A 19071-nucleotide genomic window follows, 5' to 3' on the forward strand; every position below is an offset into this window, starting at 1 on the left:
AGTGCAGCGGGCCGACCCACGCAGCACCCATGCAAGCGCTCTCGCAAGGACCGGGCCAGAGCGCACGGCCGGGCGCACGGCCACACACCAGGAGCACGCGGAGATGCCCCGGGCCGGACCCCGTTCGAGGGCCGTCACGGCCGTACGGACAGGGCGTCGGACGCACCCCGGCGCTTCGGGTCCGGGCTGGTCGGCGGGTGGGCGCTGGCCGGCCGCACACCACCTCCGCGCCACGCCCGCGACCCCTGACCGCCCCGCCCCGGAGGCGTCCGGGGCTCCGATCCGGCGATCTCCGCACGGGATGCGGTCGGACTCCACAGACCCTCCCCCGCGCCCCCTCCTTTCCTCCGCCCTTTCTCCCCTCTTCCTTCGCCCGGCGTTCGCCCCCCGCTCGCCCGTACTGCCCCTTCCGCCCCTCGCGTCGCCCGGCTCCCCGCCGTCCCCCACGCGTGGCCGGTACGGACAACAATCCCGCCATACGGACGTCTGGCCCTTAACGGTAGGGATGCGGCGAACTACGCTGGGTTTACTGATGTTCTCAGCAGGGCGGCATATTCCTCGGGGCACGGCCAAATGCGTGTGCGGCCGGAGTGCCGGGGTTCGTCCCTGGGGAGAACCCGGTACGAATGCCGCGCGCCGCATCGGTGACGCGGCTGCCGTCTGTGTGTCGAGGGGTGGCGCATGTCCAGGGAGCAACGCGGACCGAACGAGAAGCTCGGAACCGTTCTCGCCCTCGCGGGAATCAGCAACGCCGGGCTCGCCCGGCGGGTCAACGACCTCGGGGCGCAGCGCGGACTGACACTTCGGTACGACAAGACCTCGGTGGCCCGGTGGGTCTCCAAGGGCATGGTGCCGCAGGGTGCCGCGCCCCATCTCATCGCCGCGGCGATCGGCGCCAAGCTGGGCCGGCCCGTCCCGCTGCACGAGATCGGGCTGGCCGACGCCGACCCGGCGCCGGAGGTCGGGCTGGCGTTCCCGCGCGATGTGGGTGAGGCGGTCCGTTCGGCGACCGAGCTGTACCGGCTGGATCTGGCCGGGCGCCGGGCGGGCAGTGGCGGGATCTGGCAGTCGCTGGCGGGATCGTTCTCGGTGAGTGCGTACGCGACGCCGGCGTCCCGCTGGCTGATATCCCCCGCGGACCCGTCGGTGGCACGCGCCTCGACGGCGGCGGTGGCGGCCATCCTCGGTACACACGGCACGCCCCCCGCACAGGGCGCACGGGGCGCATCAGGGGCGCAGGGGGCGCCGGGTACGTCACATGCTCCCCTTCCGCCCGGCTCCCACGGGCAGGAGGGCGGTCCGGGCCCCGCCCCGGCTCAGAACGCGTCGGAGCAGTCGACGGCATCGGCCGGGCACCGCGCGGCCGCCGGGGCCGGCACCTCCCTCAAGCCCCGCCACGGTTCGGCATCGGCGCCCGGCCACGGCTCGACGCCGGGTGCCGGGCACGGCCTGTCGATCCCCGTGCAGCCGGGCCCGGACTCCGCGCACGACGTCTCGCCGCTGCGGGTCGGCCACAGCGATGTGTCCAAACTGCGGGAGGCCGCCCAGGACGCCCGCCGCTGGGACTCCAAGTACGGCGGCGGGGACTGGCGTTCGTCCATGGTCCCGGAGTGCTTACGGGTCGACGCGGCGCCGCTGCTGCTGGGTTCGTACAGCGACGAGGTCGGCCGGGCGCTCTTCGGCGCGGCGGCCGAACTGACCCGGCTCGCCGGCTGGATGGCCTTCGACACCGGTCAGCAGGAGGCGGCCCAGCGCTACTACATCCAGGCGCTCCGCCTGGCGCGGGCCGCGGCCGACGTGCCGCTCGGCGGCTATGTCCTCGCGTCCATGTCCCTCCAGGCGACCTATCGCGGGTTCGCCGACGAGGGCGTCGACCTCGCGCAGGCGGCGGTCGAGCGCAACCGGGGCCTCGCGACGGCACGCACCATGAGCTTCTTCCGCCTGGTGGAGGCGCGGGCCCACGCGAAGGCGAACGACGCACCGGCCGCCGGGTCCGCGCTCAAGGCCGCCGAGGGGTGGCTGGAGCGCTCCCGGGACGGCGACGCGGACCCTTCGTGGCTGGGCTTCTACTCGTACGACCGGTTCGCGGCCGACGCCGCCGAGTGCCACCTCGACCTGAAGGCGCCGCGGCAGGTGCGGCGCTTCACCGAGCAGGCACTGTCCAGGCCCACCGAGGAGTTCGTCCGCTCGCACGGTCTGCGGCTCGTCGTCTCGGCCGTCGCCGAGCTGGAATCGGGCAACCTGGACGCGGCCTGTGCGGCGGGTACCCGGGCCGTCGAGGTGGCGGGCCGCATCTCGTCGGCCCGCACCACCGAGTACGTGCGCGACCTGCTGCACCGGCTGGAGCCCTACGGTGACGAGCCGCGCGTCGTCGAGCTGCGGGAGCGCGCCCGCCCGCTGCTGGTCGCCCCCGCGTAGCCACCGCCGTGCGGGTCCGGCCCCCGGCCGGCCCCGCACGGGATGCGCCACGCTGTGCCCGTACTGGTTTGAGTGCGTTGTCAGTGGGTCAGTGCACTATCGGGGTGGGAGGTGGCGTGATGATGACGCACGCGGCGTACGACTGCGATGTGCTGGTGATCGGCGGCGGGATCGTCGGTCTGTCGGCCGCGTACGCGATCACGCGGGCCGCACCGGGCACACGGGTGACGGTGCTGGAGAAGGAGTGGGGCCCGGCGCGCCACCAGACCGGGCGCAACAGCGGGGTGATCCACAGCGGCATCTATTACCCCCCGGGCTCGCTGAAGGCCCGGTTCGCGGTGCGGGGCGCGGCCGAGATGGTCGACTTCTGCCGGGAGCACGGCATCCCGCATGCCGTGACCGGCAAGCTGATCGTCGCGACCGGCCGCTCCGAGCTCCCCCGGCTCCACTCCCTGGTCCAGCGCGGCCGGGAACACGGGCTGCCGGTGCGCGAGCTGGGGCCGGCCCAGATCGCCGAGTACGAGCCGCGGGTGCGGGGCCTCGCCGCGATCAGGGTGGGCACGACAGGGGTGTGCGACTTCGGCGCGGTCACCGAGCGGTTCGCCACCGAGGTGCGGGGCGCCGGCGGCCTGATCAGGTTCGGTGCCGAGGTCACCGCGATCGACCGGCGGCCGTGGGGTGTCGCGGTGCGGACGGCGGACGGCCTGGTGGTCCGGGCCCGGGTGCTGGTCAACTGCGCGGGGCTGCACTGCGACCGGGTGGCGCGGCTGGCGGGCGACGACCCGGGGATGCGCATCGTGCCGTTCCGCGGGGAGTACTACGAGCTGGCCCGGCCCGAACTGGTGCGCGGCCTGGTCTATCCGGTGCCGGATCCGGCGTTCCCGTTCCTCGGCGTCCATCTGACCCGGGGCCACGACGGCGGCGTCCACGTCGGGCCGAACGCGGTGCCGGCGCTGGCCCGCGAGGGATACGGCTGGCCGGTCGTACGCCCCCGGGAGCTGTGGGACACGGTGAGCTGGCCGGGCTCCTGGCAGATCGCCCGCAGACACTGGCGGTACGGGGCGGGTGAAGTGCACCGCTCGCTGTCGAAGCACGCGTTCACGACGGCCGTGCGCCGGCTCCTGCCCGACGTGACGGAGGCCGACCTGCGCCCCGCCCCGGCCGGGGTCAGGGCCCAGGCCGTGCTGCGGGACGGCACGCTCGTGGACGACTTCCTGATCCGTGAGGCCCCGCACACCGTGCACGTGCTGAACGCCCCGTCGCCCGCCGCCACGGCCTCGCTGCCCATCGGGCGGGAGGTGGCACGCAGGGCGCTGCTCCGGGCAGAGGAGACGGGGTGGAAGCCGCCCGCCGTAGAATCAGGGCATTGTGTCTGAGCCCATGAACCCCTCCCCCGCGACGCCCGGCGACGCCGCGCCCGGAGCCGACCAGTCCGACGCCGCGCCCGGAGCCGAGCGGTCCGACGCCGCGCCCGCCACCGCCGGAATCCCGGACGACCTGCGCGCCGCCGCCCTGGACCGTGCGCGCAGGCTGCGCCAGGAGCCCCGTTTCCCCGGCGGCCCCGCGGCCGACCCGGCCGGTTCGCACCACGAACGCCGGATCCGCAGTTTCCAGCCGCGCCGCAGCCGGGTCACACCCGGCCAGCAGGATGCGCTGGAGCGGCTCTGGCCCAAGTGGGGCCTGGACATCGACGGGCTGCGCGTCCTGGATCTGCCGGAGCTGTTCGACGGGCTCCCGGTGGTTCTGGAGATCGGCTTCGGCATGGGCGAGGCCACCGCGCAGATGGCCGCCGACGACCCGGGCACCGGCATCCTCGCCGTCGACGTGCACACCCCGGGGCAGGGCAACCTGTTGGGTCTCGCGGACCGCAACGGCGTGTCCAACATCAGGGTCGCCAACGGTGACGCGATCATCCTGCTGCGCGAGATGCTGGAGCCGGACTCCCTGGACGGGCTGCGGGTGTACTTCCCCGACCCGTGGCCCAAGTCGCGCCACCACAAGCGCCGGCTGATCCAGCCGGAGTTCCTCGACCTCGCGGCGCAGCGCCTGAAGCCCGGCGCGGTCCTGCACTGCGCGACCGACTGGGAGCCGTACGCCGAGCAGATGCTGGAGGTGCTGACCGCTCACCCCCGCTTCGAGAACACGGCGGCGGACGGCGGCTACGCGCCACGGCCGGCGTTCCGGCCACTGACCCGGTTCGAGGGGCAGGGCCTGGACAAGGGCCACGTGGTGCACGACCTGCTCTTCGCCCGCCACTGAAGGGCCCTGGAACGCCCCCGACCGGCCCCCGGCCGACCTCCGGGCGGTCCTCGGCGGGCCTGTGAACAGCTCCTGGGCGGTCTTCCGTCGAACCCCGTCGATCCGGGTGCGGTCCATGCGCCATGGCCGTTGTCAGTGCCGCTCGTTAGGGTCGTGGGGTGTCCGACGGGTCTGTTCAGCAGCAGCGGCATTCGCAGCCGGCCGTACCGGTGCTCGAGGAGCATCTGGTCGGCGAGGCCCTGTCTGCCGTGCCGGACCGGGGCCAGTGGCGTTACCGTCCGCGCCGCGTCGGGATGCTGTGGCGGAGCAGGACGCTCCGCGTCGTCGCCGTCTTCACCGTGCTGGCGCTCTGCGGTCTGGTGATCCTCGCCCTGGTCCGTGACCAGACGGGGACGCAGGGGTTCCTCGTGGGGCTGGGTCTGGCCGTGCTGCCGGTCCCGGTGCTGATGACGGCGTTCCGCTGGCTCGACCGCGTCGAGCCGGGCCCATGGCGCACCATGCTGTTCGCCTTCGCCTGGGGAGCCTGCGCGGCAGCCCTGGTCGCGATCCTCGCGAATTCCTTCGCGACGCGGTGGATCGCCACCGCCACGGCCGACCCGGGCAGCGCGGACACGCTGGGCGCCACGGTCATAGCGCCCGTCGTGGAGGAGAGCGCCAAGGCCGCGGCCGTACTGCTCATCTTCCTGTTCCGCAGACGGGACTTCGGCGGGATCGTGGACGGCGTGGTCGTCGCCGGTTTCACCGCGACGGGGTTCGCCTTCACCGAGAACATCCTCTATCTGGGCAATGCCTTCGGCGAGGACCAGCAGCTGAACTCGGGGTTCGCCTCCGTGACCGTGGCGACGTTCTTCGTCCGGGCGGTGATGTCGCCGTTCGCCCATCCGCTCTTCACCGTGCTGACCGGCATCGGTTTCGGCATCGCGGCGAGCAGTGCCCGCCACCAGCGGGTCCGGCGCCTCGCGCTTCCGCTGCTGGGCCTGCTCCTCGCGATGGGCATGCACGCCCTGTGGAACGGGTCGTCCTCGTTCGGCCCGTACGGTTTCTACGCCGTGTACGGGGCCTTCATGGTCCCGGCCTTCGGGCTGGTGACCTGGCTGGCGATCTGGGCCCGCCGACGCGAGCTGCGTACCCTTGGCGTCGAGCTGCCGGCGTACGCCGCGGCCGGCTGGCTGTCCCCCGCCGAGCCCCTCGCCCTCTCCTCGATGCGGGCCCGCGGCATGGCCCGGGACATCGCACGCCAATGCGCGGCGGCAGCGGCCACGGGCGGCCCGTTCAGCAGGCCCCGAGGCCCCGCGAACCACCCGGCATACGCTCCCGCGCACGCTCGCCACGCTGCCCACGCCCACCCCCACATATCCGCGGCGACGCGGAAGGAGGTGAAGGCGCGGGGCAGGCAGGCGGCACGGACGGTCGCCGAGTACGAGTCGTTCGCGACCTCGCTGGCTTTTCTGCGCCGACAGGCCCGCCGCGGCACGGCGGGCCCGGACTTCGCCGAACGCGAGCGGGAGTTGCTGCACCACCTGTGGCAGCGCAGGGAGACCGCCGGCCCCGCGCTGGCGCACGCGGCGCAGGCCACGGGCCGTTTGCGCCCCCGGTTCACGCCGGCGGCGCACCAGCCGTACCCGCACCCCGCGCACCCGTACGCCGGTCAGCCCTACAGCGCGCCGCCGTACAGCGCACCCACGTACACGCACGCGCCGTACGCGAACGCGCCCTACACGCACGCGCCTGACAACCGGCCCCGGCCCCCCTACACGAACCCGCCGGGGTAAACCGGGCGCGCGGCTCAGGCGGAAGCCTCGGTGAGGGCCGCCAGCTCCTGGTCCGTGAGCCGCAGACCGGCGACGGCCACCAGCGCGGGAAGCTGCTCGACGGTACGGGCGGAGGCGATCGGCGCGACGACGGTCGGCCGCGCGGCCAGCCACGCCAGCGCCACGGTCGCGACCTCCGCATCCCGCTCCTGGGCCACCCTGTCGAGCGCGGCAAGCACCTTCCGGCCGCGCTCCGACTCCAGGTGCGTGCCCGCGCTGCCGGCCCGGGCGCTCTCCACGGCCGTACCCGGGCGGTACTTGCCGGTGAGGAACCCGGAGGCGAGGGCGTAGTACGGGACGGCCGCGAGCCCGGCGTCGGCGGCGGTGTCCTGGAGCTCGCCCTCGTACGTGTCCCGGGAGACGAGGTTGTAGTGCGGCTGCAGGGCCACGTAACGGGCGAGCCCTTCGCGCTCCGAGAAGTCCAGCGAGGCGCGCAGCCGCTGCGGGCTGATGTTGGAAGCGGCGATCTCGCGGACCTTGCCCTCCTTCACCAGCTGGTCGAGGGCGGTGATGATCTCCTCGACCGGGACCGTCTCGTCGTCGAAGTGCGTGTAATACAGATCGATGTGGTCGGTGTCGAGCCGGCGCAGCGACTCCTCGGCGGCGGCCTTGATGGTGGGGGCGGAGAGCCCCTTGTACGCGGGGTGGGCGCCGGCCTTGGTGGCCACGACGATGTCGGAGCGGTTGCCGCGCGCGGCGAGCCACTTGCCGATGAGGGTCTCGGACTCGCCGCCCTCGTTGCCGGGGACCCAGGCCGAGTAGGCGTCGGCGGTGTCGACGAAGTTGCCGCCGGCCGCCACGTAGGCGTCGAGGACGGCGAAGGACTGTGCCTCGTCGGCGGTCCAGCCGAAGACGTTGCCCCCGAGGGCGAGGGGGAAGACCTGAAGGCTCGACGAGCCGAGCTTGCGGAGAGAAGTCATGGGGGAATAACCGCTTCCACCGGCTCCACTATTCCGTGGCCCGTACATCTGAACGGCCGCGACGTACGAACGGGCGCCGCGTACGGACGGCCGCGACGTAGGAACGAGCGCCGCGTACGGACGGCCGCGACGTAGGAACGAGCGCCGCGTACAGACGGGCGGGCACGTACGGACGGCCGCGACGTACCAACGGGAACAGACCGGCAGCCCTGACGTCGGGGGGTGAGCGTCAGGGCTGCCGGGGTTTCAGGGGCCGGGAATCCGGCGGGGGAACGGTCTCAGACCGTGAGGCCCCGGGCGCGCAGCCAGGCCATCGGGTCGATGCCGGTGCCGTCCGCGGTGTGGACCTCCAGGTGGAGGTGCGGTCCGGTCACGTTGCCGGTCGCGCCGACGCGTCCGATGGTGTCACCGGTGGTGACCTTCTGGCCGATGCTGACATCCATCGAGGACTGGTGGCAGAACCACAGTTCCGTGCCGTCCTCCAGCTCCAGGACCGTGCGGTAGCCGTAGGAACCCGAGTAGCCGGCCGACTTGACCGTGCCGCTGTGGATCGCCTTGATCGGCGTACCCGTCGGCGCCGCGAAGTCGAGGCCCGTGTGGTAGCCGGAGGACCACATCGATCCGGCTTCGCCGAAGGTCGAAGTGATCGTGTACGAGGAGGTGGGGATGGCGTAGCTGGCGGCGAGCTTGGCGAGGCGCAGTGCCTCCGCCTTCTTCGCCGCCTCCTCCGCCGCCTTCTTCTTCTCTGCGGCGATCTTGGCCTCGGCGGCGTCCTGCTGCTTCTTCGCCTCGGCGGCCGCCTTCTCGGCGGCGGCCGTCTCCGCTGCCGCCTTGACCTCGGCGTCGGCCGCGTCCTGCTGCTGCTCGGCCTGCTGGAGGATGCGGGCGCGGAGCGCCTCACCCGCGTCGGTGGAGCCCTGCTCGGCCTCGGCGGTGGTGATGCCGGCGGTCGTCAGCGGGGCTGAGGCAACCACGGCCTCCTGGGCCTCGGCCTCGGACCCGCCCGAGAACAGTGCGCCGACGCCGGGGAGGGACTTGGCGTCGGGAAGGTTGTCCGCGATGGAATCGGGAAGGGAGATGGAGACCGGCGGCTTGCTCTGGGCGGTGGCCATGCCACCCGCACCGACGGCCGCGATGACGCCGACGCCGAGGACGGTGGAGCTACGGGCCAGACCATTGCGCTGCTTGGCGACGCGGTGCTTGCCGCGGACGGGGCGGACGGACTCCTCGGTGGGGTTCCATTCCTCCCAGGCCCGCTCGGGCCCGGTCTCGTCGGCGCGGAAGTCGTTGCCGAAGTCGCTGCCCCGATCGGTCCCGTAGTCGGTCGCGTAGTCGGCCCCGTACTCCGTACCGAAAGCGGTGGCGGGCCGGGTCGCGAAGTCATCGACGTACTCGGACCCGAACCGGGAGGGAGCTTCGGGGGCAGGCTTGTTGGACGCCACGGGGGCGCACTCCTTTCCTTCCTTCTCGCCTACCGGGTTAGCTGACGGGTTCGGAGCAGGAAGGTCTCCTACGGGTGCCTCCGTCTCACGAACAAGACAGAGATGCCCGATTCACCCCATGTAGGTGGTTCCCCGGTTCCCTTGCGGAATTCGGCGCTCGCGCACGGTGCCGCCACTGACGGCGGCTGGGACAACCGCGCTGCGTTATCGAACGTTAATAGACACCGGGGTCCGATTCCAAGCCGTTCCCACTGATCGTTCACGTCTTTGGCCTGGACTTTACGGGACACAACCGGGTGGAATCGGGCGAGTTGATCGCCCCTCATCCGGTACCCATTTTCTGACGTTGCGTCAATCGTTATGCGGAGGGGTGCCCTTCGATTACGGACGGTGGCATCGGCGTCAACCGCTCGTTCCCGGCCCGCTCCGGCGCCGGGCTCACCCGCCGCCGCCCCCGAGTCCGACGATCTTCACGGTTCTGCGCCGGTCCGGCTGCCCCTCGGCGGGACGGGCGACCGCGAGGAGCGCCATGTCGTCCGTCGACTCGCCCCCCGTGTGCAGGCGCACGTCATCGGTCAGCGCGGAGAGGAGCTCCTCCGGCCCCGGGAAGATCCGCCCCCGCAACCGCTCGGCAGGGTCGTAGAAAACCCCTCCGGCGTCGCGGGCCTCGGAGAGGCCGTCCGTGTAGAGGAGGAGCGTCGCGCCGGCGGGCAGGTCCCACTCGTCCGCCCGGTCCGGCCACACCCCCAGGTCCATCCCCAGCGGCAGCGCGGGCAGCGACGGCCCGAGCACCTCCAGCGCCCCGTCCGAGTGCAGCAGCAACGGGTCCGGGTGGCCGCGGTTGACGATCCGCACCCTGGACTCACCCGGCGGAATCTCCGCGAGCACGGCGGTGACGAAGCCCTCGACCGCGTCGAGGCCGCCACGCCGGCTCGACTCCCGCGCCAGTGCGCGCTCCAGTCGCCGCGCCACATCCTCCAGGGTCTCCGCCTCCTCGGCGGCCTCCCGGAAGGCACCGATGACCACCGCCACCGCCTCGACGGCGTCCAGCCCCTTGCCCCGCACGTCCCCGACCACCAGCCGCACGCCCCGCGGGGTGTCCGTAACCGAGAACAGGTCACCGCCGACGAACTCGTCCGCCTGGGCCGCCTCGTACCGGGCCGCCACATGCAGCCCGCCGATCCGCTCGGACGGGGTCGGCAGCACGGCCCGCATGGCCGTCTCCGCGATGACGCGTGCCGAGGCCAGTTGCTCGTTGCTCCGGCGCACCACCCCGTTGATCACGACGGCGAGCACGGAGACGGTGAGGACGGTGAGCAGTTCGATGACGGGCACGACCTGGAACAGGGTGCCGCTGTAGGCCCGCAGCCCCACGACGGCCAGCAGCGCGGCGACACCTGTACCGATGGTGGCGGCCAGCGAGAAGAACGGAGCGGCGATCAGCGGAGCCGCCGCGTACAAGGGGATGGCAGTGAACTTCGGTGGGCTCACGGCATCGAACAGCACACCCCCGACGATCATCACGGCAGGGAGCGCCCGGACGAACCGGCGGGTCCGCACACCCCCGGCGCGCCTTCGCCGCCGCTTCTCCCGCTTCCCCACCTGCTGGTCTCCTGCCCGGCGCATCCACGGCCGCGGACGGTACCGCGCACCACCCCCCAGACTTACCGGAGCAGGGATCGCGATGCGACTCCTCGTCGGCCAATGGGGGTACGCGTACGCGCTGTGCGGCTCGCACCGAGCGACCCGGCGGGCCGACGGCGTAAAACGAATCAGGCCCGGCACGCTGTATGCATGCCGGGCCTGATTCTTCAGTAGCGGGGACAGGATTTGAACCTGCGACCTCTGGGTTATGAGCCCAGCGAGCTACCGAGCTGCTCCACCCCGCGTCGGTAAACACAACTCTACGGCATGTTCGAGGCACTCAAGACCACCCGGCGCGTACGCCCGCGCGCACGTCCCGGCAGCCGGGGTCTGCTCGACCGCGCAGCGCCCACATGCCCTCCCGGAGCACCTGGACACCTGCGCGCGTCCACCGGACGTTCGTCCCCAACCACCGGGCACCAGAGGGCGGATCGGTGTCGGCGACCTCGAACAAGAGCGCGTCGGGCCCGCTTTGGGAGGCGAACGCATGTCCACATCCCCGGACAGCTCCCAGACGGTCACCCGGAATGGCCCCGGTGGATCCCTTGGAGGCCGCTGCGTGTTCTCCGTCCGGAACGTCAAAGTGTTGGAAACGAGAAGGTGTTGCAAGGAACACGTGTTCTGCCGCAAGGTAACTGCTGCATCCCCCGGACCGGCGGGCTGCCCGTGCGAGCAGGCCCTGGAGCGCGCAGTCGCTCCGCCGGCCGCTCCCGTGTCTCTCATCGCAGCCTGTCTGGAGGGCCCTCGACGATGACCGCACCGCTCACCCCCGCCCCTGCCCCTGCCCCGGCCACCTCGGCCACCCCGCCCTCACCCGTACGCGGCGCCGTCATCAGTGGCGTCATCGGCGGCCTGATGGGTGCGGTGATGAGCGCGGCGGTGAACTACGCCGCCATCGGCCTTCCGGACAGCGAATCGGTCAACGCGCTGAACCACGCGATATCGGGTCTGATCAGTGGGTTCATCGCGGGCTTCATAGGAATCCTGGTGCACAGCCGAAAGGCCTCCGCGGCCGCACGTGCGGCGGAGATCGCACCCGCGCCCGCGGCCTCGCAGCCGGCCGAGCCCGCGGAGCGGTCCGCCGACGCGGCCTCCGCCGCCACCCCCGCGCCGGAGAAGTAGCCACCGCACTCCAGGCCGCGCCGCGTCGCACCGCGCCCGCCCGTCCCCTCTCCCCCTCTTGGCGGAACAAGGGAAACTCCAACGGGCGAACGCATAAATGCGGTGATATGACTGATTTCAGATTCAGTCATTCGACAGGAATCAGTCATTCGACGCGGCGCCTGGAGTGGACCGATGGACGATTACCCCCTGCTCAACCTGTTCTGGACCATGCTCTGGTTCTTCCTCTGGATCATGTGGCTCTTCCTTCTGTTCCGGGTCATCATGGACATCTTCCGCAGTGACGATCTCGGCGGCCTGGCCAAGGCCGGCTGGCTGATCCTGGCGCTGGTACTCCCGTATCTCGGCGTTCTGATCTACGTGATCGCCCGCGGCAAAACCATGGGCCAGCGCGATCTGAAGGACGCGAAGGACCGTGATGCGGCCTTCAAGGCGTACGTGAGAGATGCCGCGGGCACGTCCGACGGGAACGGCACACCGAAGAGCAGCCACGTCGAGGACCTGTCGAAACTCGCGGACCTCAAGGACAAGGGCGCGATCTCGGAAGAGGAGTACCAGCGGGCGAAGACGAAGCTCCTCGTCTGACCACCTGGACACCCGGCGTCGGTACCGGCCCCTCCACCGCCGGTACCGACGCCGTCGTCCTTGCACAGCGGAGACCGGAAAGCCGATGGAGAACTGACGGCTGACGGCTGACGGCTGACGGCTGACGGCTGACGGCTGACGGCTGACGGCTGACGGCTGACGGCCAGGTGTGCCACCGCGTGACACGGCTTGTCAGGTACGCCGTACGGCGGCCTCCCACTCCTCACGGGCGGGGCCGTCGAACCCCGGGGCGAAGTCCGGATGCTCCGCGAGCCAGCACGCCACGCGGGCGCGCACCTCCTCGGTGCCGTAGGCCTCGTCGGCGGGCTGGACGAGATGGCGGATGCGGGCGCGTGCCCGCATCACGACCGGATCGTCCCAGGAGCAGGCGGACACGGCGGCCGTGGCCCGAGCCGCCGGGGAGGCCGGTTCGGGCAAAAGCCTTGCGGGACGGGCGAGCCGGGCCTCGTTGGCGCGGTCCATGGCGACCTGGACGTCGAACCAGGGGCGCAGGGTCCGTCCCGCCCAGCGGTGGTACCCGGCCGCGAACGCCGCCGGGTCCTCGGCGGCGTGCGTCGCGTGACCGGCCACCCACTGGGCAGCCCACAGTGCCAGCGCCACGCCCTGCCCCATCGTGGGGTTGGTGTGCGTGATGGCGTCGCCGATCCCGACCAGGCCGGTGACCACGGGCCCGGCCGCGTCGCACAGCGCGGTCCAGCGGTTGTCGAGGCCGCCCATAGCGAGGACCTGGGATTCGACGTCGGGCCGCAGGTCCAGCCACGCGGCCACGGCGGGGAAGGTCCGGGCCACCCGTTCGAAGACCTCGGGGTCCAGGAGTGCGCCACGGGTGGGGTCGGCGGTGGACACGGTCAGGAAGACCGCGAAGGTGCCGTTGTCCGACGGGAACACCCCGCCGACCGCGAAGGCCGCCACCGATCCCGCCTTGACCCGCCCCGGCCCCCTCGGCCCGTCGGGGCGCAGCCGGTACCAGCGGCAGAAGTACGCGATCCCGGTGCGGTGGTTCTCCACCACAACGTCCCGGCAGCCCGCCTCGGTCAGCCAGCCCGGCACCGGGGAGCGCCGCCCGCCGGCGTCCAGCACCAGATCGGCGTCATGCCGCCCGGTGCGCGACCGCACCCCTGCCACTCGGGGCACCTCGGCGTGCCGGTCGACGACGAGCCCCTCGGCGGGCTCCCCGAGCCGGATGTCGACTGCCTGTTCGCGGTGGAGCGCATCGTGCAGCGCGGCCTCCAGCACGATGCGCCGTGTCTGGACGGTGACCAGGTCCTCGTCCCCCGGGCGCTCGGGCGGGCGCTCGGCGAACCAGTCCAGCTCGTTGCGTTCGCCCGCACCCATCCGGAGCATCGCGTCGTACACGTCGGGGGCTTCCTCGCGCAGCACCGTCCGGACAGGCGCCAGGAGCCCGTGGGGCTGCACGGCCTGGGGCACCCCCGGGCGCCGTCGGCCGAAGAAGTCCGCGTCGAGATCGGGCCCCGGCCGGTGTCCGTCCCGCTCCAGCACCGTGACCGCGTGCCCCCGACGGCCCAGGAACAGGGCGACGGCCAGACCGCCGATCCCGCCTCCGACTACCGCGACCCGCGCCAATGCGACTCCTTGTGCGCCGTGTTGCCCCGTGCCCGTCAGCCAGGAGCCGTACCCCGTACCCCGGCTTCGGCTGTCCGCATGCGACAGCGGAAGTGTCCCCCCGCCCGGAGGGCGGGTATCAACTCGCCGCGGACCGGTACACGTTCGTCACCTTGCACGACACCTTGCCGCTCGTCTCGCCGAGTCCTTGCGCCTTCTCCTTCGCCTTCTGCCCCGGGCCCAGGCCCGTCGCCGCCGCCAGCCCTTCGGCCAGGCGCGTCCCGGACGAGTCGACGAACTCCACATAGACGATGTAATCAGCCGCATCGCCGCCGCTGTTGAGGATCTCCAGGTCCGCATGCGGCCACTTCGTCAAGGAGTTGACCGAGCACGCCTTGATCGTCACGTCCTCCCTGGCGTCCACGTGCCTGGGCGGGGCCTCTTCCTCCGACGGCGTCTCCTCCACCGCCGAAGGGGCGACGGCCGGCGGCCTGTCCGATGACGACCCGCTGTTCCGGCCGTCGTCGTTGCCCCTGAGCAGCGCCACCATCACGCCGACGATGACGATCGCCAGGAGCAGCCCACCGCATCCGGCCCCGACGATCAGCCCCACGTTCGTCTTCTTCGGTGGCGGCATGGGGGCGCCCCACCCCGGCCCCGCCTGCGGCGGGTACTGCCAGGGCTGGTCCGCCTGCGGCGGCCGGCCGGGCTGCTGCCACTCCGTCGGTGACGGGTCGGGCTGCTGCGGCTGCTGATCGGGCTGCGGTGGCGGATAGCCGTACGACATGCGTGATCCCCCCAAGGGATGTGCGGGTGCGAGAGGACACCGTATGACCTGGCCGGAGCGATCGGTACCGGATGCGGTGAGCGCGTGCCCGGGCAGCCCCGGCGGGCGTTCTCCGTCGCTCACCGGGCCACGTAGCGAGCCACGGCGCAGCAGTGTTGCCAGAACTTCCGCCGACCACTTCGAGGGCGGCACCGCTCGCGCAAGAGCCCCGGAACTACGAAGCGCCTCGACCCACAACCAACGGATCAGTACGGGACGTTCGCACCCGGTGTCTCCCTCGATTCCGTTCATGGGAACGGCAGTTAGACTCGCGGCGTTCGAATCGGACGTACGAGCGACTCGGACCGGTCGGACCTGCACGGTTCGAGCCGGTCCAGCCGGGTGCGCCTGTACAGACAGGCCAACCGGTCCCGTTGCCACCGCCGTCGGCTCGGACCTGGTCGCCGCATCCCATCGCGGCAGTCGTACCCATGGGGGGTCGTCATGTCTTCCACCTTGCAGATCACGCACACGCACCGGCGCACCCGTCTGCTGACGGTCTGCGCCTTCGCCGCTCTGTCCACGAGCGCGTTCGTCCTCGGCCCCGCCGCCGTGGCACAGGCCGACAGCGGCGTGCCTCACCGCAACCTTTCCATCCAGCAGCTCGAGCCCGAGCGACCTTCGATGCCCACGCCACCGCACTCCACCGGGAAGCCCGCCGCCGGGAAGCTCTCCGGCGCCGCGAGGGCCCAGGCGGCGGCGGGCCCCGACGCACCGCTCTACGACGTCGACGGCGACGGCAACGCCGATGTCCTCACGCGGGATTCGACCGGGGGGATCATGGAGTGGTTCAGCGGCTTCGACATCCCGTCGGGCAAGGGCGGCTCCACCGAGTACCTCGATGTCCTCACCCCCGGCGAGGAGAACACCTCCGCCGCCGGCCCCGAGGTGCTGTCCCTCACGGCCTCGGGCCAGCTGTCGCTCTGGGGCAACGAGTCGTTCCCGGAAGGCAGCCCGCTCTGGAGCGGGAGCGGCTGGCAGACGTACAACAAGGTCGTCACCGTGGGCGATGTCACCGGCGACGGCCTGGGCGACCTGCTCACCCGCACGCACACCGGTGACCTGTACTTCTATCGGGGCACCGGCGACCCCACCAATCCCTTCACCACCCGCGTCAAGGTCGGCACGGGCTTCCAGATCTTCGACCAGATGACCGGTGCCGGCGACATCACCGGCACGGGCCACGGCTCGCTCGTCGCCCGCGACCTCGACGGCAGGCTCTGGTACTACGCGCTCGACGGCAACGCCGCCACGCCGGTGGCCGCGCGGGTCCAGATCGGCACGGGCTGGAACGCCTACAACCAGGTCATCGGCTTCCCCGGCGCCCACCCGGGCGCACACGGGGGCCTCCTCGTCCGGACCACGGCCGGTGGCGCGTACTACTACGAGGGTGACCCCAAGGGGTCCGGCCTCACCCAGCTCACCGCCCGCCAGGACACCACCGGGACGGCCTTGCCCCCCGGCTACTGGCTCGCTCACCACCTGGTGGCGGGCATGGGCGGGAACCCGGACTGGGGCAAGGGAAACCTCCTGGGGCTGACGTCCACCGGCGATCTGTACGTCTACCTCTCGAACGACGACGGCACCGTGTCCGAGCGCAGTTCGCTCGGGGACGGCTTGAAGGGCGCCAGGATCGTCAACTCCGTCTCCCTCGAGGACTCGGGCGATCCGGTGGTGATGGAGATCTACGAGGGCACCCTCTACGACGACAGCGTGGCCGGGGGCGCCAACGCGCTGGCCACCGGGTTCGGCGACTACGATCTGGTGCTCGGTCCCGGCGACCTGAGCGGCGACGGACGCAGCGACCTGCTCGCCCGCGACAGCGCCGGGGTGCTGTGGCTGTACGCCGGCAAGGGCGACAGCACGTTCAAGGCCCGGGTGAAGGTGGGCGAGGGCTGGAGTCAGTTCAACCAGCTCGTCGGCGCCGGCGACGTCTCCGGCGACGGATACGCCGATGTCGTCGCCCGCGACAGCAGCGGCACCCTGTACCTCTACCAGGGCACCGGCACCTCCTCCGCCCCCTTCGAGGCCAAGGCGGCGATCGGCCACGGCTGGAACACCTACACGAAGCTCGCCGCCCCCGGTGACCTCGACGGTGACGGCAAGGCGGATCTCGTCGGCGTGAACACCGCCGGAGAGCTCTACCGCTACAGCGCCACCGGGCGCGCGGGGACCACCTTCAAAGCGGCGGCGAAGATCGGCAACGGCGGCTGGAACGCTTACACCTGGCTGCAGTGAGCCCGTTCACGCACGTTCAGGTCATCGCCGGTCCCCACGGCAACCCGCTGTGGGACCGGCGGCCCTGCACCGGCTCCCCCATGACCGGGGAGCAACGCAGGCTGGTTCTGTCTCAACGTCAAAGCTCATCCGACCGCTGAAGCCTGCTCCACGCTCCCGCGACGGTTCCCTCGCCCGTAGTCCTGGGCGCCCGCTCGACGCCAGGGAAGCACCGCCCCAGCCCGGTGTACCCATGCGGTCACAGCACTGGACAAAGCTGGAGCGCTGACGGCCATGTCGGACCGTCCGCCCACGCATCGCTCATGCAAGAGCCCCGGAACGACGAAGCGCCTCGGCCGGCCGAAGCCGGTCGAGGCGCTAAGTAGCAGGTCCGATGGGGTTCTCCCGTCCTGCTTCGCGTAGGCCGTGTGGGACTCGAACCCACAACCAACGGATTAAAAGTCCGCTGCTCTGACCAATTGAGCTAACGGCCCTCGGCGAATCACCCCCGAGCATAGCCCGCCGCGACCCGGCCGCCGATCGGGTATCGGTTGCCGGGCCCCGTCGTCGTGTTGGCGGCCCCGTTCAGGGGGTCGTCCTGCGGGCGATCGTGCGTTTGTGATCCGGATTGAGGAACCAGTGGCGGGCCGAGGCGAACCACCAGGTAGCCGCGAAGCCCAGGACCACCAGGACGGCGATCGGTGCGTAGTTGAAGGTCTCCCACGTGACGGGAGAGACCTGGGGCAGCATGAAGAGCACGGTGATCACCACCACCCACACCACCGCCACGATGCCGATGGGCCGGGACCAGCGGCCCAGGTGCCAGGGGCCGGGGCGGAAGTCGTCGCCGCGCAGGAGACGCAGCAGGGTGGGGATGACGTAGGCGATGTAGAGGCCGATGACCGCGATGGAGGTGACGGCCGCGTAGGCGGTGACGTTGATCAGGTACGGGAGGCCCAGGACCAGCGCTCCGATGGCGGCCAGCCAGACCGCGGCCACGGGGGTGCGGGTGCGAGGGCTGACCGTGTGCCAGACGCGGGAGAACGGCAGAGCACCGTCCCGGGAGAACGCGTAGATCATCCGGCTGTTGGCGGTCACGGACGCCATGCCGCAGAAGAGCTGGGCACCGATCACGACCAGGAGCAGGAGCTTGCCCGTGGTCGCGCCCAGGGCGTCGAGGAGGATCTGGGCGGGCGGGGCACCGGTCGGGGAGGCCAGGGCCCCGTCGTACGACTGGATGGCGAACGTGAAGCCGAGGAGGAGGACGAACCCGGCGATCCAGGAGGTCCAGATCGACTGGACGATGCCGCGCGGGCCGGCGGTCGCGGCGTCGTGCGTCTCCTCGGTCATGTGGGCGGAAGCGTCGTAACCGGTGAAGGTGTACTGGGCCATCAGCAGCCCGATCATCACCACGTAGAAGCCGCTGCCCCAACCGGTGTTGTTCACGAACTCGGTGAAGACGAAGGACGCCGACTGGTGCGAGTCGGGTACGAAGGTGAGCGCGCCGACGATCACGGCGACGCCGAGCACGTGCCACCAGACGCTGACGCCGTTGAGGATCGCGACGATCCGCACGCCGAAGGTGTTCAGCAGGCCGTGCAGCAGCAGGATCGCGGCGAAGAGGAGGATCGTGCGGCCGGGGGTGACGTCGAAGTCGAACTGGAGGTTCAGGTACGCACCCAGGAACGACGCCGCCCCGAAGTCGATCCCGGCGGTCACGGCGACCTGGCCCAGCACGTTGAACCAGCCGGTGAACCACGCCCACGCGGCCGCCGAACGGGGCGGGGCCAGCCGGTGCGCCCAGAAGTACAGGCCCGCGGACGTCGGGTACGCCGAACAGATCTCGGCCATCGCCAGGCCGACGAACAACGTCATCAGCCCGACACCGACCCAGCCCCAGGTGATCAGGACCGGACCGCCCGTGTTCATGCCGAAGAGGTAGAGCGTCAGGCAGCCGGAGAGCACGGAGATGATCGTGAACGAGACCGCGTAGTTGGAGAAGGCGGACATCCGGCGGGCGAGGACCTGGGTGTAGCCGAGCTCGGCCAGTCGCGCCTCGTCGGAACCGGCGGCCGGGGCGGGAGGGGTGGATGCGCCGGGCGGGGCCGTTGTGTCGGACGCGGGCTTCGACAGGCTCGGCGGGGAGGCCGAGGACGGTTGTTCGGAAGGCGCTCCAGGTGAGTTGCTTGTCATGCCCCCAGCGATTCCCTCGACGGGGGCACGACATGCGTCGGACGCGTACC

At 71.6% G+C, this 19071-nt stretch carries 13 protein-coding genes, 2 tRNA genes and 1 riboswitch; of the genes, 7 read left to right on the forward strand and 8 right to left on the reverse strand.

Going from position 1 to position 19071, the window contains the following annotated elements; all coding sequences use genetic code 11:
• The first annotated feature begins 681 nt into the window (after positions 1-681).
• The 4 genes from ACFYPA_RS19640 to ACFYPA_RS19655 all read left to right on the forward strand — a co-directional run bounded on the left by ACFYPA_RS19640 (position 682) and on the right by ACFYPA_RS19655 (position 6449).
• On the forward strand, positions 682-2418 hold the full coding sequence (locus tag ACFYPA_RS19640; protein ID WP_359083832.1) for a sporulation protein: 1737 nt from the start codon (positions 682-684) through the stop codon (positions 2416-2418).
• A 119-nt stretch (positions 2419-2537) separates the two neighbouring features.
• Entirely contained in the window at positions 2538-3794 is a 1257-nt protein-coding gene (gene lhgO, locus ACFYPA_RS19645) for an L-2-hydroxyglutarate oxidase (protein WP_359083831.1), read from the forward strand.
• A 4-nt stretch (positions 3795-3798) separates the two neighbouring features.
• Positions 3799-4677 (forward strand): tRNA (guanosine(46)-N7)-methyltransferase TrmB, encoded by an 879-nt coding sequence (trmB, locus tag ACFYPA_RS19650; protein WP_389133442.1) that lies wholly within the window; start codon positions 3799-3801, stop codon positions 4675-4677.
• A gap of 158 nt (positions 4678-4835) precedes the next feature.
• A complete protein-coding gene (locus ACFYPA_RS19655) occupies positions 4836-6449 on the forward strand; it encodes a PrsW family glutamic-type intramembrane protease (RefSeq protein ID WP_359313285.1) in 1614 nt (537 codons plus the stop codon).
• A 14-nt stretch (positions 6450-6463) separates the two neighbouring features.
• Here ACFYPA_RS19655 and ACFYPA_RS19660 read toward each other — a convergent pair whose 3' ends face one another.
• From ACFYPA_RS19660 to ACFYPA_RS19675, 4 genes are all read right to left on the reverse strand, one after another.
• Positions 6464-7408 (reverse strand): aldo/keto reductase, encoded by a 945-nt coding sequence (locus tag ACFYPA_RS19660; RefSeq protein WP_359313282.1) that lies wholly within the window; start codon positions 7406-7408, stop codon positions 6464-6466.
• A 278-nt stretch (positions 7409-7686) separates the two neighbouring features.
• The gene (locus tag ACFYPA_RS19665) at positions 7687-8850 is read right to left on the reverse strand and encodes a M23 family metallopeptidase (protein ID WP_359083826.1); all 1164 of its coding nucleotides are present in this window, start codon (positions 8848-8850) and stop codon (positions 7687-7689) included.
• A gap of 11 nt (positions 8851-8861) precedes the next feature.
• A riboswitch (cyclic di-AMP (ydaO/yuaA leader) is annotated at positions 8862-9016 on the reverse strand.
• A 272-nt stretch (positions 9017-9288) separates the two neighbouring features.
• Positions 9289-10476 (reverse strand): PP2C family protein-serine/threonine phosphatase, encoded by a 1188-nt coding sequence (locus ACFYPA_RS19670; protein WP_359083825.1) that lies wholly within the window; start codon positions 10474-10476, stop codon positions 9289-9291.
• Positions 10477-10665: 189 nt separating this feature from the next.
• Positions 10666-10739 (reverse strand) — tRNA-Met (locus ACFYPA_RS19675).
• Positions 10740-11244: 505 nt separating this feature from the next.
• On the opposite strand from ACFYPA_RS19675, the gene ACFYPA_RS19680 reads away from it, so the two are divergent.
• On the forward strand, positions 11245-11616 hold the full coding sequence (locus tag ACFYPA_RS19680; protein WP_359083824.1) for a hypothetical protein: 372 nt from the start codon (positions 11245-11247) through the stop codon (positions 11614-11616).
• A 174-nt stretch (positions 11617-11790) separates the two neighbouring features.
• Complete coding sequence (locus ACFYPA_RS19685; RefSeq protein WP_359083823.1) at positions 11791-12201, forward strand: SHOCT domain-containing protein; 411 nt, start codon at positions 11791-11793, stop codon at positions 12199-12201.
• Between the two features lie 192 nt (positions 12202-12393).
• Here ACFYPA_RS19685 and ACFYPA_RS19690 read toward each other — a convergent pair whose 3' ends face one another.
• Together ACFYPA_RS19690 and ACFYPA_RS19695 are read right to left on the reverse strand one after the other, a co-directional pair.
• Complete coding sequence (locus ACFYPA_RS19690; protein WP_359083821.1) at positions 12394-13806, reverse strand: FAD-dependent oxidoreductase; 1413 nt, start codon at positions 13804-13806, stop codon at positions 12394-12396.
• A gap of 118 nt (positions 13807-13924) precedes the next feature.
• On the reverse strand, positions 13925-14572 hold the full coding sequence (locus ACFYPA_RS19695; RefSeq protein WP_359083820.1) for a hypothetical protein: 648 nt from the start codon (positions 14570-14572) through the stop codon (positions 13925-13927).
• Positions 14573-15055: 483 nt separating this feature from the next.
• On the opposite strand from ACFYPA_RS19695, the gene ACFYPA_RS19700 reads away from it, so the two are divergent.
• Complete coding sequence (locus tag ACFYPA_RS19700) at positions 15056-16849, forward strand: VCBS repeat-containing protein (RefSeq protein WP_359313276.1); 1794 nt, start codon at positions 15056-15058, stop codon at positions 16847-16849.
• Positions 16850-17248: 399 nt separating this feature from the next.
• Here ACFYPA_RS19700 and ACFYPA_RS19705 read toward each other — a convergent pair.
• Positions 17249-17322: transfer RNA gene (locus ACFYPA_RS19705), tRNA-Lys, on the reverse strand.
• A gap of 91 nt (positions 17323-17413) precedes the next feature.
• Positions 17414-19021, reverse strand: coding sequence for an amino acid permease (locus ACFYPA_RS19710; protein WP_359083818.1), 1608 nt, complete (start codon positions 19019-19021; stop codon positions 17414-17416).
• Positions 19022-19071 lie beyond the last annotated feature (50 nt).

Origin of the sequence: Streptomyces sp. NPDC005775 (genome assembly GCF_042871565.1) — a bacterium.
Classification (GTDB): domain Bacteria; phylum Actinomycetota; class Actinomycetes; order Streptomycetales; family Streptomycetaceae; genus Streptomyces.

Coding starts and splice junctions, on each gene's coding strand:
- ACFYPA_RS19640 (WP_359083832.1), top strand. CDS start 682: ATGTCCAGGGAGCAACGCGGACCGAACGAGAAGCTCGGAACCGTTCTC.
- lhgO (WP_359083831.1), top strand. CDS start 2,538: ATGATGACGCACGCGGCGTACGACTGCGATGTGCTGGTGATCGGCGGC.
- trmB (WP_389133442.1), top strand. CDS start 3,799: ATGAACCCCTCCCCCGCGACGCCCGGCGACGCCGCGCCCGGAGCCGAC.
- ACFYPA_RS19660 (WP_359313282.1), bottom strand. CDS start 7,408: ATGACTTCTCTCCGCAAGCTCGGCTCGTCGAGCCTTCAGGTCTTCCCC.
- ACFYPA_RS19670 (WP_359083825.1), bottom strand. CDS start 10,476: ATGCGCCGGGCAGGAGACCAGCAGGTGGGGAAGCGGGAGAAGCGGCGG.
- ACFYPA_RS19680 (WP_359083824.1), top strand. CDS start 11,245: ATGACCGCACCGCTCACCCCCGCCCCTGCCCCTGCCCCGGCCACCTCG.
- ACFYPA_RS19685 (WP_359083823.1), top strand. CDS start 11,791: ATGGACGATTACCCCCTGCTCAACCTGTTCTGGACCATGCTCTGGTTC.
- ACFYPA_RS19695 (WP_359083820.1), bottom strand. CDS start 14,572: ATGTCGTACGGCTATCCGCCACCGCAGCCCGATCAGCAGCCGCAGCAG.
- ACFYPA_RS19700 (WP_359313276.1), top strand. CDS start 15,056: ATGTCTTCCACCTTGCAGATCACGCACACGCACCGGCGCACCCGTCTG.
- ACFYPA_RS19710 (WP_359083818.1), bottom strand. CDS start 19,021: ATGACAAGCAACTCACCTGGAGCGCCTTCCGAACAACCGTCCTCGGCC.